Raw genomic sequence first — 17,005 nt, 5'->3', positions numbered from 1 at the left:
TGAGCGAAAGCCCGCGGCCCGCCCTCCCCGCGAAGGGAGAACGGGCCGCGGTACGTCGTCCCGTGGAGCGGCTCAGAGCTTCCCGGGCGTCCGGATGCCCAGCAGGGCCATGCCCAGGTGGAGGGTGCGGCCCGTCAGGTCGACCAGGAACAGTCGGTTCTCGACGACCTCCGGCGCGTTGTCGGCGGACAGCACGTGACACTGGTCGTAGAACGTCGTCAGGTGCGAGGCCAGCTGGTACAGGTACGCCGCCAGCTTGTGCGGCTCGTAGGCCGCCGCCACCTCGTGCACCGTCTCGGCGAACTGGTCCAGGTGCAGGCCCAGCGCCCGCTCCGCCGGGGCCAGTTCCAGCTCCGGGTGAGCGGTGGGGCGGGCCTCGCCGGCCTTGCGCAGGATCGACTGGATCCGGGCGTACGCGTACTGGAGGTAGACGGACGTGTCGCCGTTCAGCGAGACCATCTGGTCCAGGTCGAACTTGTAGTCCCGGACGGCCGACGTCGACAGGTCGGCGTACTTCACCGCTCCGATGCCCACGTACCGGCCGTTCTCCACGACCTCCTCGTCCGTCAGACCCACCTTGTCGCGCTTCTCGCCGACGACGGCCGTCGCGCGGTCCACCGCCTCGTCGAGGAGGTCGACCAGCTTGACCGTCTCGCCCTCACGGGTCTTGAACGGCTTGCCGTCCTTGCCGAGGACCGTGCCGAACGCCAACTGGTGGGCCTTGACGTCCTCGTTCAGCCAGCCCGCCCTGCGCGCCGTCTCGAAGACCATTTTGAAATGCAGCGACTGACGCGCGTCCACGACGTACAGCAGCGTGTTCGCCTTGATGGTGAAGACACGGTCACGGATCGCCGACAGGTCGGTCGCCGCGTAGCCGTAGCCACCGTCGGACTTCTGCACGATCAGCGGGACGGGGTTGCCGTCCGGACCCTTGACGTCCTCGAAGAAGACGCACAGGGCACCCTCGGAGCGGACCGCGACCCCGGACTCCTCCAGGAGCCGGCAGGTCTCCGCCAGCATGTCGTTGTAACCCGACTCGCCGACGATGTCCTCGTCGCGGACCTCCATGTCCAGCTTCTCGAAGACCGAGAAGAAGTAGATCTTCGACTCGTCGACGAACTTCTGCCAGACGGCGAGCGTGTGCGGTTCGCCCGCCTGGAGGTCCACCACCCGGCGCCGGGCCCGGGTCTTGAACTCCTCGTCCGCGTCGAACAGCTTGCGCGCCGACTTGTAGAGGCGGTCGAGGTTCGACATCGCCTCCTCGCCGCTCACCCGCGACTCCTTGTGGTCCAGCTCGTGCGGGTGCTCGTCCAGATACTGGATGAGCATGCCGAACTGGGTGCCCCAGTCGCCGATGTGGTGCCGGCGGACCACGCTCTCGCCGGTGAACTCCAGGATCTGCACCGTCGCGTCGCCGATGACCGCCGACCGCAGGTGACCGACGTGCATCTCCTTCGCCACGTTGGGCTGGGCGTAGTCGATGACCGTGGTGCCCGGCCGGCCGGCGTGCGGCACGCCCAGGCGGTCGGCGTCCGCGTACCGCGCCGCCAGGTTCTCGGTGATCGCCCGGTCGGTGAGCGTGACGTTCAGGAAGCCGGGGCCCGAGACCTCGATCTCCTTGATCACGCCGCCCGTGACCACCTGCGACACCACCTGCGTCGCCAGCTCCCGCGGGTTCGCCTTCGCCTTCTTGGCCAGCGCCAGGATGCCGTTGGCCTGGAAGTCGGCCCGGTCGCTTCGTCGCAGCAGCGGGTCCGCGCCGGCGGCCTCCGGCAGGGTGGCCGAGAGGGCGGACGTGAGGTGCTGTTCGACGGAGTGACTGAGGGACGTGACCGGGGCCATAGGAGTGGGTGCCGTTCTCCTCGTGGGGATGGATAGACCTGGCCAGTATCCCACGGGGGGTAAAGCGGTTTTCCCGGGCGCGGGGCCGTCTGGGACAATGGAACGCACTTCAAACCCGGAAGCCTTCAGAACAAGAGGACGTGCCGATCGTGGCTCTGAGCACCGAGACCGCCGACTGGGTCTCCCGTTTCGCGGATGAGGTCATCGAGGAGTCGGAGCGCCGGGCCCCGGGGAAACCGGTCGTCGTCGCGTCCGGGCTCTCCCCGTCCGGTCCCATCCACCTGGGCAACCTCCGCGAGGTCATGACCCCGCACCTGGTCGCCGACGAGATCCGCCGCCGCGGCCGTCAGGTCCGCCACCTGATCTCCTGGGACGACTACGACCGCTTCCGCAAGGTGCCGCAGGGCATCGACGGGGTCGACGGCTCGTGGGCCGAGCACATCGGCAAGCCGCTGACCTCCGTCCCGGCGCCGCACGGCTCGGCGCACCCGAACTGGGCCGAGCACTTCAAGGCCGCGATGGTCGGGTCGCTGGCCGAGCTGGGCGTGGAGTTCGACGGGATCAGCCAGACCGCGCAGTACACCTCGGGCGTCTACCGCGAGCAGATCCTGCACGCGATCAGGCACCGTGCCGACATCGACGCGATCCTCGACCAGTACCGCACCAAGAAGGCCCCGGCGAAGAAGCAGCAGCAGAAGCCGCTCGACGAGGCGGAGCTCGAGGCGGCCGAGGGGTCCGGCGCGGCGGCCGAGGACGACGGCTCGTCCGGCTCCGCCGGCTACTTCCCGTACAAGCCCTACTGCGGCAACTGCGAGAAGGACCTCACCACGGTCACCTCGTACGTCGACGACACCACCGAGCTGTCCTACACCTGCACCGCCTGCGGATTCGCCGAGACCGTCCGGCTGAACGAGTTCAACCGCGGCAAGCTGGTCTGGAAGGTCGACTGGCCGATGCGCTGGGCGTACGAGGGCGTCGTGTTCGAGCCGAGCGGCGTCGACCACTCGTCCCCGGGGTCCAGCTTCCAGGTCGGCGGACAGATCGTCGGGATCTTCGGCGGGAAGCAGCCCATCGGGCCGATGTACGCCTTCGTCGGCATCAGCGGCATGGCCAAGATGTCGTCGTCCAAGGGCGGCGTCCCCACCGCCGCCGACGCGCTGAAGATCATGGAGCCTCAGCTCCTGCGCTGGCTCTACGCCCGTCGCCGCCCCAACCAGTCCTTCAAGATCGCCTTCGACCAGGAGATCCAGCGGCTCTACGACGAGTGGGACAAGCTCGACGCCAAGGTCGCCGAGGGCACGGCTCTCCCGGCCGACGCCGCCGCGCACGCCCGCGCGGTGGGCACGGCCGCCGGTGAGCTGCCGCGCACCGCCCGCCCGCTGCCGTACCGCACCCTGGCCTCGGTCGCCGACATCACGGCCGGACACCAGGACCAGGCCCTGCGGATCCTCTCCGAGCTCGACCCGGAGAACCCGCTCGCCTCCCTCGACGAGGCCCGGCCCCGGTACGACAGGGCCGAGGCGTGGATCAACACCCACGTCCCCGCCGACCAGCGGACCATCGTGCGCGCCGAACCCGACGCCGAACTGCTGAAGTCCCTCGACGAGGCCTCCCAGCAGTCCCTGCGGCTCCTGCTCGACGGACTCGCCGCCCACTGGTCCCTGGACGGTCTCTCCCACCTCGTCTACGGCGTTCCCAAGGTCCAGGCCGGCTTCTCCGCCGACGCCGGCCCCAAGGAGCTCCCGCCCGAGATCAAGACCGCCCAGCGGACCTTCTTCGCCCTGCTCTACCACCTGCTGGTGGGGCGTGACACCGGTCCGCGGCTGCCCACTCTGCTGCTCGCCGTGGGCCAGGAGCGGGTGCGGGCCCTGCTCGGGGAGTAGGCCGCGTCGTACGAGGAGGGGGCGCCCGGTGCAGCACCGGGCGCCCCCTCCTCGTACGCGTGATCCGTCACCCGCTGATCCGTCACCCGCGCGATCCGCGGGTCCACGCGGTCCGCGGGTCAGGCGGTCACGCGATGTGGTTCTCCTGAAGCTCCGCCGTGTGGCGGTTGGTGAAGCGGTTGACCATGCGGACGGCTTCGCGCTGCGGGAGCGTGACGCCGTACGTCGCCTCCACGTCGTCCCTGAGCTGGCCCGAGGTGGGGTAGCTGCCGTCTATCGACTTCTTGAAGACCAGGTAGTAGTCCTCCTCGGTCAGTTCCGGCGGGCCGCCGCCCTCACCGAGTTCGCGGCTGCGGCCCGGGACCACCGGGATCGGGAACGAGCCGGTCTCCTCCGGAGAGGGTTCCTGGGCCGGCGGCTCCTCCTGGTACTGGTCCTGGTACTGCTCGGCGTGCTGCTGCTCCTCGTACCAGTGGGCGTACTGCTCGGAGGGGTCGTACGTGGGGTCGTAGCCCCCCTGGTACGCCACCTCGTGCGGCGCCTGGAACCACGGGCTCTGGTCGTCCTCGGGGGGTGCGGGCTGCGGCTCGACGGGCCGGGGCTGCGGTTGCTGCTGCCGTACCGGGGCCGCCGCCAGTTCCTGCTGCGGCCCCGGCGTCGGCGCCTGGAGCTGTGCCGGTACCGGCACCGGCGGCAGCAGCGCCGGCTCGATGCCCGCAGCCGCCAGACCCGCCGGGGCCGTCTCCGCCAGCGGGACGCCGTAACGCGCCAGGCGCAGCGGCATCAGCGACTCCACCGGGGCCTTGCGGCGCCAGGCGCGGCCGAAGCGCGAACGCAGCCGCGCCTGGTAGACGAGACGTTCCTGCTCCAGCTTGATCACCTGGTCGTAGGAGCGCAGCTCCCACAGCTTCATCCGGCGCCACAGGAGGAAGGTCGGGAGCGGGGAGAGCAGCCAGCGCGTGATGCGCACGCCCTCCATGTGCTTGTCCGCCGTGATGTCCGCGATCCGGCCGATGGCGTGCCGGGCGGCCTCCACGGACACCACGAACAGGATCGGGATCACCGCGTGCATGCCCGTGCCGAGCGGGTCCGGCCAGGCAGCCGCACCGTTGAACGCGATCGTCGCCGCGGTCAGCAGCCACGCCGTCTGCCGCAGCAGCGGGAACGGGATGCGGATCCACGTCAGCAGCAGATCCAGGGCCAGCAGGACGCAGATGCCCGCGTCGATGCCGATCGGGAACACATACGAGAAGTTCCCGAAGCCCTTCTCCAGGGCCAGCTCACGGACGGCCGCGTACGAACCGGCGAAGCCGATGCCGGCGATGATCACAGCGCCGGTCACGACCACGCCGATGAGAACGCGGTGCGTCCGGGTCAGCTGTATTCGCTCGGACACCCGTACTCCCCTCCCCTTGCGTGCTCTTGCGCGCAATAGGGTGGCACATGTGTGCGGCGCACGTGTTGCCGGTCCGTCAGCTCTTCGCGGAAGCGGAAGCCTCAGGAGCCGCTGCCGCCGCCTTGGACGCCGTCGCCCCGGGGGTCGCCGACGCCGCCCCGGAAGGCTTCGCGGAGGGCTTCGCCGACGGGGCCGAAGAGGCGGATCCGGAGGGCGCCGGGCTCGCCGGGCTCTTGGTCGAGGTACCCGAACCGCCGTTGCCACCCACGCCGTTGGCCGACTGCACGGCGGCCACCGCCTCCTTGGCCGCCTTCTCCGCCGACTTCGCCAGCGCGTCCGCGCTCGGGGCCTTGTCGCCCGCCAGACCGGCACCGTTGTAGTCGAGCGTGAGCACGACGTTCTCGACCCGGACCACGACCGTCTGCTGCTTGAAATCGCCTTCCGACTTCTTCAGGTCGTAGCGCACGACCACGGCCTCGTCCCCCGTCGCGGCGGCCGGCTGCGACTTCGTGTTCTTCGCACCCGCCACCGCCTGGGCGTCCTTGACCTGCTTCGCGTAGTACGTCTTCGCCTGCGACTCGCCGTCACCGGTCGTGGCGTCCGACTCGAAGCGCAGCAGAGAAACGTTCAGCCAGCGGAACTGCGAGCCCTTCACGCCGTTGTTGGCCAGACTGGACCAGGAACAGCTGGCCCGGGCCGCGGTGTCGCTGGACGTGCCCTCCTTGCCGGCCACCCCCTTCGGCACCAGTTCCGTCAGCGTCTTCTTCGACACCACCGCGCACGCCTCGGGCAGCTTCTTGAAGGCCGCCGCCTGCACGGTGGGCGTGGTGCCCGCCGCCGGACCGGTACCGGAACCGGCACCGGTGGAGGCGGCGGCGTCCTGGGAGTCGTCGCCCGAGCCGGAGTCCGAGGAGCAGCCCGCGGCGAGCAGCATCACCGGGACGGCGACCGCCGCGGCCAGCAGGCGGTTCAGCCCGCCCGCCCGGTCCACTCGCTCGGCACGCTGCTCGCGTCGGTCAAACTGGCCGTCTCGCTGGGCTCGTCGCTGCATGGTTCCTTCACTCATGACGCTCGTGTTTCCTGCGGTCGGATCGGGTCCGAGGGGCCACGGTAGTCGGTGAAGAAGCTGTGCGGTTCCGCTTCGCAGCCTTCGCGGGTGAGGCACGAACCGGGGCGAAGTGCCCTCAGCCCGCCAGCGAGTCGTCCAGCTGCGCGGCCAGTTTCCGGGCCTTGTCCTGCATTTCCTCGCTGTCGGGCACCGCGCCGACGATCGCCGGCTGTTCCTCGTACTCGATGGTCACCAGGACGTTCGACGTGCGGAACGCCACAATCACCGTGCGCTGCTTGGCCGTCGAACCGGAGCTCGCGAGTGTGTCGTCGATGAACGCCTCGTCGCCGAGGTCCTCCAGCAGGCGGGACTGGAGGGCGGCGGGGGGAACGGTGGAGGAGGGCGAGGCCGAGGCGGACGAGGAGACGGCGGAGGAGGGGGAGGCGGAGCCCGTGGCCGAGGGGGAGGGGCTCCCGGCCGCGGAAGGGACGCCGGTCGAGGAGACGGCGGGGGCCGGGAGGTCGGCCGCGGTCACCTTCTTCGCGAAGAGGGCCTCGGCCTGGTTGTCGTCGCTCACCCCGTTGTCGTACGAGACGACCCGCTCGAAGTCGACGAGGAGATGGTCGGTGGCGTCCGAAGACTCCACCTTCCAACGGCAGCCCACCTTGCGGTCCGTGTCGTACGTCAGCGTCGCCTCGCCCGCGTAGGCCGTGTCGCGCTGCGTCTGGTCGGCGAGCTGCTTGACGCCGGGGAGCAGCGAGTCCAGCGTGGACCGGCTCACCACGCCGCAGGCCTCGGGGAGCGTGGCGTACTTGCCGGGCTGTGCGACGGCGCTGGCCGTTCCGGCCTCGCCCGGGTTGGAGTTGTCCGTCTCGCCGCCTTCGTCCGATCCGCCGGTGCAGCCGGCCAGCAGCGCCGCGAGAAGCGCGACGACGCCGGGTACGTATGCCTTCCGCTGCACGGTCGGCTCCTCTCGACGGTCATGGTCGACCGTCGGGTTGCACGGTCGGGAGATGGGTGGCGGTCCGGTGTCCCCGCTGGTTATTCGCTTGCCGGGCGGGGGCGGTCCCTGAAGACAATGTGTATCGCACGTGGAGCTGTGGATGCCGGTCCGCTGTCCTATTCGTTGACTTCGGCACCAGTTTTGCGACGTGAGACTTCTGTAGTGATTCCGGGGGAATGAGGGCGTTATGTCGTACGTGGAAATGCCGGGCGCGAAGGTACCCATCCGCATGTGGACCGATCCGGCGTCGGTCGATGAGGGCGCACTCCAGCAGCTGCGCAACGTGGCGACCCTGCCCTGGATCAAGGGCCTGGCGGTCATGCCGGACGTCCACTACGGCAAGGGGGCCACGGTCGGCTCGGTCATCGCGATGCGGGACGCCGTGTGTCCCGCGGCGGTGGGGGTCGACATCGGGTGCGGGATGTCGGCGGTGAAGACGTCGCTGACGGCGAACGACCTGCCGGGGGACCTGTCCCGGCTGCGCTCGAAGATCGAGGAGGCCATTCCGGTCGGCCGGGGGATGCATGACGCCGCCGTCGACCCGGGACGGCTCCACGGGCTGAGCGCCACGGGGTGGGACGACTTCTGGCGCCGGTTCGACGGGGTCGCCGACGCGGTGAAGTTCCGCGAGGAGCGCGCCATGAGGCAGATGGGGACTCTCGGGGGCGGCAATCACTTCGTCGAAGTTTGTACGGATTTGGACGGGTGCGTCTGGCTGATGCTGCACTCCGGTTCCCGGAACATCGGCAAGGAGCTCGCCGAGTTCCACATCGGCGTGGCGCAGAAGCTTCCGCACAACCAGGGCCTGGTCGACCGGGATCTCGCCGTGTTCGTCGCGCAGACCCCGCAGATGGCGGCGTACCGGAACGACCTGTTCTGGGCGCAGGAGTACGCGAAGTACAACCGCACGCTCATGATGGCCCTTCTGAAGGACGTGGTCCGCAAGGAGTTCAGGAAGGCGAAGCCGGCCTTCGAGCAGGAGATCAGCGCGCACCACAACTACGTCGCCGAGGAGCGCTACGAGGGGATGGACCTGCTGGTGACGCGCAAGGGCGCGATCCGGGCCGGTTCCGGCGAGTACGGCATCATCCCCGGCTCGATGGGCACCGGTTCGTACATCGTGAAGGGCCTCGGGAACGAGAAGTCCTTCAACTCGGCCTCGCACGGCGCCGGTCGGCGGATGAGCCGCACCGCGGCCAAGCGCCGCTTCTCGACCAAGGACCTGGAGGACCAGACACGGGGCGTGGAGTGCCGCAAGGACTCCGGTGTCGTGGACGAGATCCCGGGCGCCTACAAGCCGATCGAGCAGGTCATCGACCAGCAGCGGGACCTGGTGGAGGTCGTGGCGAAGCTGAAGCAGGTCGTGTGCGTGAAGGGCTGACGGCGCGCCTTCGCGGATGAGGCCACCGGGGAGGGGCCGAGCCGGCCGGGCTCGGCCCCTCCCCTCGCTCACCCCAGCCGTTTCTCCAGCAGGGTCACCGCGTACGGGCTTCCCGATCCGCCCTCCTTGGCGCGCTGCTCGCCGACGACCGTGTAGCCCGCGGACTCGTAGTAGGCGCGCAGGCGGGGGTTGGCGGAGAGGCAGTCGAGACGGGCGTAGGGGCGGCCGGCCGCGGCGATGCGGGACTCGGCCCGGGCCAGCATCCTGCGGCCCGTGCCCGGCGGGGCCGTGTGGGGGGTCGTCATCAGGCGGTGGACGTAGCCCGCGTCGGCGGGGCGGGGACCCCAGGCGGCCGGGTCGTCCCACCAGAGCTCCCAGGCGCCCGCGACCGCGCCGTCCGCGTACGCCAGCCAGACCTCGCCCTCGCGCATCCGGTCGACGAAGTGGGCCTCGGTCTTCTCGCCCGGCTGCCACTGCTCGATGCCCCGGGCCAGTTGCCACAGGGCCGCCGTGTCACGCAGGCGGACCAGGACGGGGGCGTCCCGGGGCTCCGCCCTGCGGTGGGTCAGCTCGGGCCGGGTGGCGGGGGCCGGTTCCAGCAGGGTGGCCCGCAGGGTCGCCGACAGGGCCTGCGCGTCCATGCCGAGAGTCCCCGTCACATACGCCTCCAGTGAGCCGTAGCGGTCCCTCAGCGCCTTCAGGAACAGGCGCATCACCGACTCGGGGGCCCGGGCGAAGGACGGCCACACCGGGGAGCGGCCGCCGTTGCGCGCGCGCCAGTCGGCGAGCAGGGCCCCGGTCGCCAGTTCCGTCAGGGTGAAGTCCTCGATGATCACCTCGTCCGGGACGCCCAGCAGGCCGAGGACCAGGGCGGCCAGCTGCCCGGTGCGGTCCTTGCCCGAGGCGCAGTGGAAGACCAGCCCCTCCTTCGCGTCCGCCACCAGCTCCAGGGCCGCGGCGATCTCCTCGGCGCCGTCCTCGGCCACCTCCATGAAGCGGGCGCTGAGATAGGGGCCGGGGTCGACGTCCGGGGTCAACGCCGCCTGGTTGTAGGGGCGGTGTTCGATGCTGAGGTTGCGGTAGGTGAAGGAGTCGTGCTCCGGGATCCGGCCCCTCGCGTCCGCCTCCCAGGGGTGGCGCAGGTCGATCACCGTGCGGACGCCCAGGGCGAGGAAGCGGTCCCAGTCCGGGGAGTCCGGTCTCAGCTTGCCGAGCGAGTCCGCGCGGAACAGCCGGCCCGCGCGGACCCGCTGGCCGTCGGCGGCCGGGTATCCGCCCAGGTCACGGAAGTTGTGCAGTGTCTCGAACGGTATGTGTCTGTCCACGTGGGAAACCCCTTGGCGCGGCGGTCGTCACTTCGCGTGGCGGACCGCGTAGATCATCACGAATGCCACGATGTGGATGCCGAAGAGGAAGTAGGCCAGGAAGACCCACATATGGCGCTCGTTCTTCGTCTCCTGGGCGAGGCGGCGCTGTTCGAACGAGTCCGGATCCTTGCCGGTCCTCTCCTCCTCGGCCGTCACAGCTCCCGGTGGACCTTCGTGTTGGACGCCTGGGCGCGGGGCCGCAGGACGAGGAGGTCGACGTTGACGTGGCTGGGGCGGGTGACCGCCCAGGCGATCGTCTCGGCCACGTCGGACGCGGTGAGGGGCTCGGCGACGCCCTCGTACACCTTGGCGGCCCTGGCCTCGTCGCCGCCGAAGCGGGTGAGGGCGAACTCGTCGGTCCTGACCATGCCCGGGGCGATCTCGATGACGCGCACCGGCAGGCCGACGATCTCCAGACGCAGGGTCTCGGCGAGGACGTGGGCCCCGTGCTTGGCGGCGACGTAGCCGGCGCCGCCCTCGTAGGTCCCGTGGCCCGCGGTCGAGGAGACCACCACGACCGTCCCGTCGCCGCTCGCCACCAGCTTGGGGAGCAGCGCCTGGGTGACGTTGAGGGTGCCGAGGACGTTCGTCTCGTACATCGTGCGCCAGTCGGCCGGGTCGCCGGTGGCGACCGGGTCGGCGCCCAGTGCGCCGCCCGCGTTGTTGACGAGGACGCCGATCGTCTTGAAGGCGCCGGCGAACTCGTCGACCGCCGTCCGGTCCGTGACGTCCAGCGGGTACGCGGTCGCCGAGCCGCCCGCCCGGGTGATCTCCTCGGCGAGCGCCTCGATGCGGTCCTTGCGGCGGGCGGTCAGGACCACCCGGTAGCCGGCCGCGGCGAGCTGCCGGGCGGTGGCGGCGCCGATTCCGCTGCTCGCACCGGTGACGACGGCGATGCGGGACGCGGCGGACGGTGCGGCGGTGGCCATGGGCTGCTCCTCATGCACGGGGTGCTCGTTCATACGACCGGCTGCCGCCCAGGGTATCGGGGCGGCAGCCGTTCCCCGGGCCCGCACGACGGGGGCCGCCCGGCCAGGGCCCCGTCCCGACGGGCAGGGGTGCGCCGTCACCTGTTCGAGGGCGTCTGCCGGGCGTGGGGCGTGGGATACATCCCCTTCGTACGACGCCTGCGAGGCGTACGACGCGTACTCGCGTACGACCCGGGCGGTTCTGATCGTTCTCAGCTGGGAGTGGTGGCATGCGCAGGATGCGGGGACTCGCGGTGTGGGGCGTGGTGCTGGCGGCGGTGTGGACGGGGGTCTCTCCGGCGGGGGCGGCGGCCGGGGACGCGAGGGGTGGGGCGAGGGGCGGGGCCACCGAGGCCGATCTGTCGTACCACGGGTCCGCCGTCATGGAGGGCGGCCGGATCGACGTCCGGCTGACTCCGCGCAACCACGGTCCCGGGAACGTCTCCGACTCGACCGTGCGGCTGCGCTGGTCGCTGCCGCTGGCGGCCGGGGCCCAGCGGCTCCCGGCCGGCTGCGCGCGGACGGGCCGCCAGGAGGTCGTCTGCCGCACGGGGGCGCTCGCCGCGGACGGCCTGGGGGACGCGATCGCGCTGCGGGTGTGGCTGCGCGGGCGGCCGACGGAGGTGACGATGGACATCGACACCTTGTGGGGCGGTGGGGCGGTGGACCGCAACCGGTCCAACGACCGGCAGCAGGTGCTGGTCCTGGACTCGGGGGACTCTTACTTCTTCTGACTCTCCCTTGACCGGAGCGTCGTACCATCTGCGGACGGCGCTGACGCTGGGGTGAGTCCGGGCGGATGCGGGAGCGACCGGGCGGCGCATGGATGCCGCTCCTCGACGATCTCCCGGACGATGAACAGGCGGTGACCGTGCGGCACATGCGGCGCACGGTGGAGTCCGGCGCGGAGCAGGTCGTGCGATTGCGGGAAGGCCGGGTCTAGGGCGGGATGCAGGAGACAGAGATACGGCCGTCCGCCGCGGCGGACGGGGGAGCGGGGGAAGCGGGGCCGCCGCCGGTGCGTGCACTGCCCCGGCACTGGCCGTTGCTGCTGCTGGGCGCGGCGGTGGTACCCGGTGTGCTGCTGGTGCTGGCCGGGCGGTCGCTGGACGAGCCGGCGGTGCAGGCGTGGCGGACGGTGTGCCTGGCCGTGACCGTGCAGGCGCTGCCGTTCCTGCTGCTGGGCACGGCCCTCTCGGGGGCGATCAACGCGTTCGTGCCGGCGCGGGTCTTCAGCCGGCTGCTGCCGAAGCGGGCCGCGCTGGCCGTACCGGTGGCCGGGGTGGCCGGGGTGGTGCTGCCGGGGTGCGAATGCGCGTCGGTGCCGGTGGCGAACAGCCTGATCGGACGGGGCGTCACACCGGCCGCGGCGTTCGCCTTCCTGTTGTCGGCGCCCGCCGTGAACCCGGTGGTGCTGACGGCCACGGCCGTCGCCTTCCCGGGCAACCCCGAGATGGTGCTGGCCCGGCTGCTCGCCTCGCTGGTCACCGCCGCCGCGATGGGCTGGCTGTGGCTCTGGCTGGGCCGGGAGGAGTGGCTGCGGCCCACCGTCGTGCGCCATACCGGCCATGTCCCGGGGGACAGCCGTTTCACCGAGTTCCGCCGCGGTTTCCAGCACGACTTCCTGCATGCGGGAGGTTTCCTGGTGGTGGGGGCGATGGCGGCGGCGACGTTCAACGTGACCGTGCCGCGGTCGCTGCTCGACACCTTCGCGGGTTCGCCGTGGCTGTCCGTGCTGTTCCTGGCGGCGCTGGCGATCGTGCTGGCGGTGTGCAGCGAGGCGGACGCGTTCGTGGCGGCCTCCCTGAGCGGGTTCTCGCCGGTCGCGCGGCTGGCGTTCATGGTGGTGGGACCGATGGTCGACCTGAAGCTGATCGCGCTCCAGGCGGGCACGTTCGGGCGGGCCTTCGCGGTGCGCTTCTCGTCGGCCACGGCGGTGGTCGCCGTGGTGTGCAGCGCGGTGGTCGGAGGGGTGTTGCTGTGAGACGGTTCGTGCAGGTGGGGCTGCTGGTGCTGGCCGGCCTCGGGTTGTTGCACACCTCGCTGTTCACCGACGAGTACCTGCGGTACGTCAAGGAGGGGATGCGGCCGCTGCTGGTCGCCTCCGGGGTGCTGCTGGTGGTGCTCGGGGTGGCGGAGGCGTGGTCCGCACGGGGAAGGCGGAGGCCCGACGGAGACGGCCAGGAGGAGCACCGGCGCGGGGGGCGGGAGCATGAGGGGCACGGGCACGAGGGGCACGGGCACGATCACTCCGGGGTCCCGCGAGTCGCCTGGCTGCTGTTCCTTCCGGTACTGAGCCTGCTGTTCTACGCGCCGCCCGCGCTCGGCTCCTACACGGCCTCGCGGGAGCCCGCGAAGGCCGTCGCCGTGCAGGAGGACGCCTTCGACCCGCTGCCCGCGACCTCTCCGCTGCCGATCACGCTCACCGACTTCACCCAGCGGGTGCAGCAGGACCGGTCGCTGGCCGTCCGGGGCCGCGCGGTCGTGATGACCGGGTTCGTCAGCCCGGCAGCGCGCGAGCAGGACGGCTGGTATCTGACCCGGATCATCGTCAGCTGCTGTGCGGCGGACGCGTCGTCCGTGAAGGTGCTGGTCCAGGGGGTGGCGGCGCCGAAGGCCGACACCTGGGTGAACGTCACCGGGACCTGGCACGGCAGCGGAACGCTGGGCACGTCGTCGGCGGCGGTCGAGGTGGAGGCCCGGAGCGTGAAGAAGGTCGGGAAGCCGACCAACAGCTACATGGACGCCTTGCCGCTCGGCACCCGCTGACCCGCGACCGCCGCCCCTCCCCGTGGACCGCCGTGCCGTTCAGGCCCTTGAGGGACGGCGCTCCGACGTCCCTCAAAGGGACAGCGCTCCGACGTCCGCGCGGCGCTCCGACGTCCGCGGGGCGCTCCGACGTCCGCGCGGCGCTCCGACGTCCCACGCGCTCCGACGTCCGCGCGGCGCTCCGACGTCCCACGCGCTCCGACGTCGGTGCGGGGCCGGGCCCCGTGCTGTCCGTGTCGTAGCGCTGCCGGCGACGTGGCCTCGTCGAAAGGGGCCCCCGCCCGCTTCTTCACGGCCGTCAGCGGCAGGGCGAGGCCGCTGCCGGGCGGCGTCGGCTCGTGGTCGACGGGGACGGGGACGGGGACGGACGGGGTGACCGTGCGGGTCAGGATGCCGTGGCGTTCCAGGGCGCGCAGGGTCCTGGGTTCCGGGCGTTCCTGGGCGCGCAATTTCTGGCCTCCGGGGGTCCCGGGTCGCCGCTGCGGTGGGGCCGGTGTGTCGCGGCGGCGCGTGCTCTAGGCGGCGCGGTGCCTCGCGTAGGCCGCAGGGGGGACCCCTACCGTCGCGGTGAAGTCGCGCACGAGGTGGGCCTGGTCCGCGTAGCCCAGGTCGGCGGCCAGCGCCGCCCAGTCCACCGCCCTGTCCGCCTCGGCCCGTTCCAGCGCCTCGTGGATGCGGTAGCGAAGGATGACCCACTTCGGGCCGACCCCCACGTACGCGGCGAACAGGCGCTGGAGCAGGCGTACCGACAGGCCCTCGCCGCCCGCCAGGTCGGCCACCCTGCGGATCGTGCGGTCGGTGCGGACGCGGTCGGCGAGGACCATCGCGAGGTCCGCCTGCGGGTCCGGGCGTGGGGCGAGGGCCAGCAGGTGGGCGTCCAGGGCGGCCACCCGGGCGCTCTCGTCGGCGGGGTCGAGGACCGGGGACGGATCGGTGCCGGTGAGGTGGACCCGGCGGCCCGTCCAGTCGGAGACCGGCCGGTCGGGGGCGAAGGGGCGGAAGCCGCCCGGGCGGAACTTGACGCCGCACACCCGTCCCACGCCCTCCAGCTTCTGGGCGAAGAGGCCCTGCTGGACGCCGGCGATCTCGACGAAGGGTTCCCGGCCCTCGAACCGCTGGAAGACGAGGTGGACCGCGGGGTGCGGGACCACGTGGGAGACGTAGGGCTCGGTGAGGTCCCAGTCGATGAGCCAGTAGTGCTCGATGTAGGGGCGCAGGGGCGAGGCCGGTTCGGGGCGGCGGAAGCGCACGCGCGCGAGGAAGTCCGCGGCGTCGACGATGCCTCGGGTGTCCCGGCGTGGGGTGGACATCTCCGGATCGTAGAACGGGGCACCGACAGTCGCGGCGGTCGGCGGAATAGAGGGAGGGGGGATGCCGTTAGGGCGGTATAGTTTAACGGTCAACAACTTTGGAGGTTGAGCGACCATGCAGTTCGGGATCTTCAGCGTCGGCGATGTCACGCCGGACCCCACCACGGGCCGTACGCCGACCGAGCGCGAGCGGATCAAGGCCATGGTCGCCATCGCGCTGAAGGCCGAGGAGGTCGGCCTCGACGTCTTCGCCACCGGTGAGCACCACAACCCGCCGTTCGTGCCCTCGTCCCCGACGACGATGCTCGGGTACATAGCCGCACGGACGGAGAAGCTGGTCCTCTCCACCTCCACCACCCTCATCACCACCAACGACCCGGTGAAGATCGCCGAGGACTTCGCGATGCTCCAGCACCTGGCCGACGGCCGGGTCGACGTGATGATGGGCCGCGGGAACACCGGGCCGGTCTACCCCTGGTTCGGCCAGGACATCCGGCAGGGCATCAACCTCGCCATCGAGAACTACGCCCTGCTGCGCCGGCTGTGGCGCGAGGACGTCGTCGACTGGGAGGGCAAGTTCCGCAGCGCCCTCCAGGGCTTCACCTCCACGCCCCGCCCGCTGGACGACGTGCCGCCGTTCGTCTGGCACGGCTCCATCCGCTCGCCCGAGATCGCCGAGCAGGCCGCGTTCTACGGCGACGGCTTCTTCCACAACAACATCTTCTGGCCGGCCGACCACACCAAGCGGATGGTCGAGCTGTACCGCGCCCGGTACGCCCACTACGGGCACGGCACGCCTGAGCAGGCCATCGTGGGGCTCGGCGGCCAGGTCTTCATGCGGAAGAACTCGCAGGACGCGGTGCGCGAGTTCCGCCCGTACTTCGACAACGCGCCGGTCTACGGTCACGGGCCCTCCCTGGAGGACTTCACCGACCAGACCCCGCTGACCGTCGGCACGCCGGAGCAGGTCATCGAGAAGACGCTCAAGTTCCGCGAGTACGCCGGCGACTACCAGCGCCAGCTGTTCCTGCTGGACCACGCGGGGCTGCCGCTGAAGACCGTGCTCGAGCAGCTCGACCTGCTCGGCGAGGAGGTCGTGCCGGTGCTGCGCAAGGAGTTCGCCGTCGGCCGGCCGGCCGACGTGCCGGACGCGCCCACGCACGAGTCGCTGCTCGAGGCCGCCCGGACGGCACGGACCGCACAGAACGCCCAGGATTCCCAGGAAGGGGTGGACGTCGCATGAAGCTCGTCGTCGTCTCGGCGGGGCTGAGCGTCCCGTCGTCGACCCGGCTGCTGGCCGACCGGCTGGCGGCCGCGACCGCCGGGCGGACCTCGGCGCAGGCGCAGGTCGTGGAGCTGCGGGACCTCGCCGTCGAGATCGCCCACAACTTCACCAACGGGTTCCCCGGGCGGAAGCTGGCGGCCGCGCTGGAAGCGGTGACGGAGGCGGACGGGCTGATCGTCGTCACGCCGGTGTTCTCCGCGTCGTACAGCGGCTTGTTCAAGTCGTTCTTCGACGTGCTCGACCCGGACGCGCTGGCCGGCAAGCCGGTGCTGATCGCCGCCACGGGGGGCTCCGCACGGCACTCGCTGGTGCTGGAACACGCCCTGCGGCCGCTGTTCTCCTATCTCCGCGCGGTCGTCGTCCCGACCGCGGTCTACGCCGCCTCCGAGGACTGGGGCGCGGAGGGCCTGCCCGAACGGATCGAGCGGGCGGCGGCAGAGCTGGCGTCGCTGATGACGGGCCTGTCCGCGCCGTCGTCCCCGACCGGCCCGGCGAAGGACGACAAGGACGACAAGGACGAGTTCACGGTGGTGCCCTTCGCCGAACAGCTGGCGGCCCTGGCCGCCCGGTGACGGACCGATCCTCCGAGCGCCGGGAATCCGGCCCGTCAGGCGATGCAGGACGAGGCGGGCCGAAGCGGGGGTCCGGGGGCGGCAGCCCCCGGACACGCCCACCCGGACGGTGAGAGCCCAGTAAGAAGGGTGACTGTACGACCGTCCCCCCGGCCCAACCGCCGGAGGCCTTGGCAGACTG

Annotated in this window: 16 protein-coding genes; 8 read left to right on the top strand and 8 right to left on the bottom strand. The window is 71.4% G+C overall.

What is annotated here, in order from left to right:
• Positions 1-72: 72 nt before the first annotated feature.
• Positions 73-1,842 (bottom strand): arginine--tRNA ligase, encoded by a 1,770-nt coding sequence (argS, locus tag OHS71_RS18120; RefSeq protein ID WP_328480415.1) that lies wholly within the window; start codon positions 1,840-1,842, stop codon positions 73-75.
• Between the two features lie 140 nt (positions 1,843-1,982).
• Here argS and lysS point away from each other — a divergent pair, with 140 nt between their 5' ends.
• Entirely contained in the window at positions 1,983-3,725 is a 1,743-nt protein-coding gene (lysS, locus tag OHS71_RS18115) for a lysine--tRNA ligase (protein ID WP_328480414.1), read from the top strand.
• A gap of 127 nt (positions 3,726-3,852) precedes the next feature.
• On the opposite strand, the gene OHS71_RS18110 is transcribed toward lysS, so the two are convergent.
• The 3 genes from OHS71_RS18110 to OHS71_RS18100 all read right to left on the bottom strand — a co-directional run bounded on the left by OHS71_RS18110 (position 3,853) and on the right by OHS71_RS18100 (position 7,130).
• Entirely contained in the window at positions 3,853-5,121 is a 1,269-nt protein-coding gene (locus OHS71_RS18110) for a DUF2637 domain-containing protein (protein WP_328480413.1), read from the bottom strand.
• A gap of 76 nt (positions 5,122-5,197) precedes the next feature.
• Positions 5,198-6,187 carry a DUF3558 domain-containing protein gene (locus OHS71_RS18105; RefSeq protein ID WP_328480412.1) on the bottom strand — a complete coding sequence of 330 codons (990 nt, stop codon included), beginning with the start codon at positions 6,185-6,187 and terminating at the stop codon, positions 5,198-5,200.
• Between the two features lie 118 nt (positions 6,188-6,305).
• Positions 6,306-7,130, bottom strand: coding sequence for a DUF3558 domain-containing protein (locus OHS71_RS18100; RefSeq protein ID WP_328480411.1), 825 nt, complete (start codon positions 7,128-7,130; stop codon positions 6,306-6,308).
• A 229-nt stretch (positions 7,131-7,359) separates the two neighbouring features.
• Between OHS71_RS18100 and OHS71_RS18095 the strand changes: the two genes are divergently transcribed.
• The gene (locus OHS71_RS18095; protein WP_328480410.1) at positions 7,360-8,553 is read left to right on the top strand and encodes an RtcB family protein; all 1,194 of its coding nucleotides are present in this window, start codon (positions 7,360-7,362) and stop codon (positions 8,551-8,553) included.
• Between the two features lie 68 nt (positions 8,554-8,621).
• On the opposite strand, the gene OHS71_RS18090 is transcribed toward OHS71_RS18095, so the two are convergent.
• Genes OHS71_RS18090 through OHS71_RS18080 form a run of 3 tightly spaced genes read right to left on the bottom strand, consistent with a single transcriptional unit; the run spans position 8,622 to position 10,849 of the window.
• Positions 8,622-9,878 carry a tyrosine-protein phosphatase gene (locus OHS71_RS18090; protein WP_328480409.1) on the bottom strand — a complete coding sequence of 419 codons (1,257 nt, stop codon included), beginning with the start codon at positions 9,876-9,878 and terminating at the stop codon, positions 8,622-8,624.
• Between the two features lie 27 nt (positions 9,879-9,905).
• Positions 9,906-10,076: a hypothetical protein gene (locus OHS71_RS18085; protein WP_328480408.1), complete on the bottom strand. Its 171-nt coding sequence runs from the start codon at positions 10,074-10,076 to the stop codon at positions 9,906-9,908.
• Positions 10,073-10,849, bottom strand: a complete 777-nt coding sequence (locus tag OHS71_RS18080) for an SDR family NAD(P)-dependent oxidoreductase (protein ID WP_328480407.1) — start codon at positions 10,847-10,849, stop codon at positions 10,073-10,075. Before OHS71_RS18080 ends, OHS71_RS18085 begins: the two co-directional genes overlap by 4 nt.
• A gap of 269 nt (positions 10,850-11,118) precedes the next feature.
• On the opposite strand from OHS71_RS18080, the gene OHS71_RS18075 reads away from it, so the two are divergent.
• The 4 genes from OHS71_RS18075 (at position 11,119) to OHS71_RS18060 (ending at position 13,657) form a co-directional block, all read left to right on the top strand.
• Positions 11,119-11,622, top strand: coding sequence for a hypothetical protein (locus OHS71_RS18075; RefSeq protein WP_328480406.1), 504 nt, complete (start codon positions 11,119-11,121; stop codon positions 11,620-11,622).
• A gap of 65 nt (positions 11,623-11,687) precedes the next feature.
• Entirely contained in the window at positions 11,688-11,831 is a 144-nt protein-coding gene (locus OHS71_RS18070) for a hypothetical protein (protein WP_328480405.1), read from the top strand.
• Between the two features lie 6 nt (positions 11,832-11,837).
• Positions 11,838-12,872: a permease gene (locus OHS71_RS18065; protein WP_328480404.1), complete on the top strand. Its 1,035-nt coding sequence runs from the start codon at positions 11,838-11,840 to the stop codon at positions 12,870-12,872.
• Complete coding sequence (locus OHS71_RS18060; RefSeq protein ID WP_328480403.1) at positions 12,869-13,657, top strand: TIGR03943 family putative permease subunit; 789 nt, start codon at positions 12,869-12,871, stop codon at positions 13,655-13,657. The genes OHS71_RS18065 and OHS71_RS18060 overlap by 4 nt, the downstream gene beginning before the upstream one ends.
• A 515-nt stretch (positions 13,658-14,172) precedes the next feature.
• Here OHS71_RS18060 and OHS71_RS18050 read toward each other — a convergent pair.
• Positions 14,173-14,967, bottom strand: a complete 795-nt coding sequence (locus OHS71_RS18050; RefSeq protein ID WP_328480402.1) for a helix-turn-helix transcriptional regulator — start codon at positions 14,965-14,967, stop codon at positions 14,173-14,175.
• A 115-nt stretch (positions 14,968-15,082) separates the two neighbouring features.
• Between OHS71_RS18050 and OHS71_RS18045 the strand changes: the two genes are divergently transcribed.
• The gene (locus OHS71_RS18045; protein ID WP_328480401.1) at positions 15,083-16,210 is read left to right on the top strand and encodes an LLM class flavin-dependent oxidoreductase; all 1,128 of its coding nucleotides are present in this window, start codon (positions 15,083-15,085) and stop codon (positions 16,208-16,210) included.
• Entirely contained in the window at positions 16,207-16,824 is a 618-nt protein-coding gene (locus tag OHS71_RS18040) for an FMN reductase (RefSeq protein WP_328480400.1), read from the top strand. The genes OHS71_RS18045 and OHS71_RS18040 overlap by 4 nt, the downstream gene beginning before the upstream one ends.
• Positions 16,825-17,005 lie beyond the last annotated feature (181 nt).

It is taken from the genome of Streptomyces sp. NBC_00377, from assembly GCF_036075115.1.
GTDB lineage: Bacteria > Actinomycetota > Actinomycetes > Streptomycetales > Streptomycetaceae > Streptomyces.
Note: the sequence above shows the minus strand (reverse complement) of the source record. Positions and strands in the feature narration are given on the sequence as shown.